At 74.2% G+C, this 3,219-nt stretch carries 2 protein-coding genes; both read left to right on the top strand.

Features of this window, described 5'->3' with window-relative positions; translation table 11 throughout:
• Positions 1–173: 173 nt before the first annotated feature.
• Positions 174–1,574 carry a polyprenol phosphomannose-dependent alpha 1,6 mannosyltransferase MptB gene (mptB, locus tag ACWCO3_RS33210; protein ID WP_357936470.1) on the top strand — a complete coding sequence of 467 codons (1,401 nt, stop codon included), beginning with the start codon at positions 174–176 and terminating at the stop codon, positions 1,572–1,574.
• A gap of 47 nt (positions 1,575–1,621) precedes the next feature.
• Complete coding sequence (gene mptB / locus ACWCO3_RS33215) at positions 1,622–3,082, top strand: polyprenol phosphomannose-dependent alpha 1,6 mannosyltransferase MptB (protein WP_450013891.1); 1,461 nt, start codon at positions 1,622–1,624, stop codon at positions 3,080–3,082.
• Positions 3,083–3,219: the final 137 nt, after the last annotated feature.

Genomic DNA, 3,219 nt, shown 5'->3' on the forward strand with positions numbered 1-3,219 from the left:
GGCTGTCGCTGACCGGCCCGGACGGTTGCGTACGCCCCGGCGCGGACGGGTGGACCGAGGTGCGGGTCCGCGCGGCCGGCGACTACACGATCTCCAGCGACCTGACCCCCGCCAAGCACTGCTGACGGTGCCTGCCGTCACCCCCCGAGCGCGGTGCTGGCAGCATGTCGGGCGTGTCTTCCCACCTCGCGCGCTGGACCGGCCTGGTCGGCTCGACGCTGCTCGCGCTGTCCGCGTTCCTCGGGGGAGCGTTCCCCAGTGGCCCGCTGCGCAGCACCCCGGTCAGCGTCTGGCAGGGCCCCGACGGGCCACTGGTCCTGGCCGCCTGGGTGGTCGGCACCGGCCTGCTCGCGTACGCCTGGTGGGCGCTGCGCGACGGAGTTCCGTCGACCCGGTGGGCGCTGGTTACCGTAGGGCTGTGGCTGCTGCCGCTGCTCGTCGCGCCACCGTTCGGTAGCCGGGACGTGTACGCGTACGCCTGTCAGGGCGCCAGCTTCGCCGGCGGCATCAGCCCGTACGAGCACGGTGTCTCCGCGCTGCCCTGCCCCTGGCTGGACACGGTCTCCGTCATCTGGCGGGACACCCCGGCACCGTACGGGCCGCTGTTCGTCCTCATCGCGGGCGCTGTGGTCGAGGTGACCGGATCGCTGAACGCCAGCATCGTGCTGTTCCGGGCCCTGTCCCTGGTCGGCGTGGCGTTGACCGCGTGGGCGCTGCCGGTGCTGGCCCGTCGAGCCGGGGTTCCGGCCCGACGGGCGGTGTGGCTGGCGCTGGGCTGCCCACTGGTCGCCGCGCATCTGATCGGCGGTCCCCACAACGACGTGCTGATGCTCGCCGCGCTGGTCGGCGGGCTGGCGGTGGTGGCCTCGAACCCGGGCCGGCGCGGAATGCTCCTGGTCGGCGGGCTGCTCCTCGGTGTCGCCGTGGCGATCAAGGTCACCTCCGTGGTGGTGATCCCGTTCGCCGCTCTGGCGGCCACCGCAGGGCCGTACCGGATCCGGACCCTGATCCGCGACGGCGGCTGGGTGGTCGGCGGGTCCGTCGCCGCCGTCGTGGGAGTGACAGTCGCCGGCGGGCTGGACTTCGGCTGGATCGGCGGGCTGTCCCAGGGCGGCGCCGCCATCGCCTGGACCTCCCCACCCACCGCCGTCGCGCAAACCATCGGCTACCTCGCGGTGCCGTTCGGCGGTCACATCGACGCGTTGCCGGTGACGCGCGGGATCGCCGTGGTGCTGCTGGCCGTCCTGCTCGTCTGGCTCTGGTGGCGGGCCCGTACCCGTGACCCGCTGTTCTACGCCGGCCTCGCGCTCGCCGTCACCGTCGCGCTCGCACCGGTGGTACACCCCTGGTACTGGACGTGGCCGTTGTTCGTGCTGGCCGCCACCGCCCGGCGTACCCGATGGTTCGTCGTGGTCGCCCTGGTCGCCTCGTTCCTGATCCTGCCCGACGGCACCGGGCTGCCCCGGTTCACCAAGACGGTCGGGGCGCCGCTGATGACGCTGTTGGTGATCGTGGTGGTCGTCCGGTTGGTACGGTCGGCTCGGGCGACCCGTCAGCCGGTCGCCGCCGACTGAGGGAAGGTGCGCCGGTGACCGCTCCCGGCCCGCCTGGTTCGTCCGGCCTGCCTGGTTCGCTCGGCCCGGCTGCTTCGGTGGCGGATGGTTCGGTGCCGGCTGCTTCGGTGGCGGCCTCGGGTGCGCGGTACGTCGGCCTGGCCGGCGCGGTAGTGCTCGCCGTGGCCGGATACCTCGGCGGGGCGCTGCCCGACGCCCCGCTCGGCGTGACGCCGGCGTCGATCTGGCGAACCCCGGGCGGCCCTGCGACGTTGACCTGCTGGCTGGTGGGCACCGCGCTGCTGGTCGGCGCGTGGTGGTCGTTGCGCGACGGTGCCCCGTCGACCCGGTGGGCGTACGTCACCGCCAGCCTGTGGGCGCTGCCGCTGCTGTTCACACCCCCGATGGGCAGCCGGGACGTCTACTCGTACGCCTGTCAGGGTTGGACTTACGCGCACGGCGTCGACCCGTACGCGGTGGGGGTGGCGGCGGCGGGCTGTCCATGGCTGGACACCGTCGCCCCGATCTGGCGGGACACCCCGGCACCGTACGGGCCGGTGTTCGTCCTGCTCGCCGCGCTCGCGGTCGGCCTCGGTGGCGGGTTGACCGGCACGATCGTGGCGCTGCGGGTGATCGCCGTGGCGGGGCTGCTGCTGGCCGCGCTCTGCCTGCCCGGTCTGGCCCGCGCCGCCGGGGTACCGACCCGGCGGGCCGCCTGGCTGGCGCTGGCCGGGCCGCTGGTCGGCGTGCACCTCATCGCCGGGGCGCACAACGACGCCGTGATGCTGGGTCTGCTGCTCTGCGGGCTGCTGGTGGCGATCCGGCGACCGGGTTGGCCGGCCGGGCTGCTGCTGGCCGGCGCGCTGCTCGGGCTGGCGGTCACGGTGAAGGCCACTGCCGTGGTGGTGGTGCCGTTCGCCGTGCTGGCCGGGGTGCGGCGCCCGTACCCAGTGCGGGCGCTGGTGCGCGACGGCGGCTGGCTGGCCGGAGGGCTCGTCGGCGCGGTGCTGGTCACCTCGGTGCTGTCCGGTCTCGGGTTCGGCTGGGTGCGCGGGCTGACGCACAGCGGCGACTCCGAGCAGTGGACGTCGCCACCCACCGCCGTCGGGTTCGTGGTGGACTACGCCGGCGCGTTGGTCGGCCGGGACCCGCAGGCGGTACCGGTGATCCGCGCGGTCGCCCTGCTCCTGCTCGCCGGTGTGCTGGTGGTGCTCTGGTACCGAACCTGGCGGGCGCTGCGCCGACTGAACGACGCCCGGGTGGTGGTGCGCGGCGCGGCGCTGGCGCTGGTCGCCACCGTCGTCCTGTCCCCGGTCTTCCACCCCTGGTACGCCACCTGGCCCCTCGCGCTGCTCGCGCTGACCGCCCTACGGACGACGTGGTTCGTGCTGCCCGCCGTGGCGGCGGCCTTCCTCGCCTTGCCCGACGGCACCAACCTGGCCCGCGTCACCAAGGCCCCCGGTGCCCTGGCGATGACCGCCCTGCTCCTGTTGGTGCTCGTGTTGGTACTCCGACGGGCTCGGGCCTAGCCCAAGATCCGCGCAACTTCGGGGAAAGTGCTGCCTCCGGCGCTTCGGAGGCACTCGCCGCTGCCGCCCCGAGCGGCGAACGGTGGGACGCCGACCTCTCCGTCGTGGACCGCGACGACGTCAACGTCCGACGTACC

The organism is Micromonospora sp. NPDC002411 (assembly GCF_053592955.1).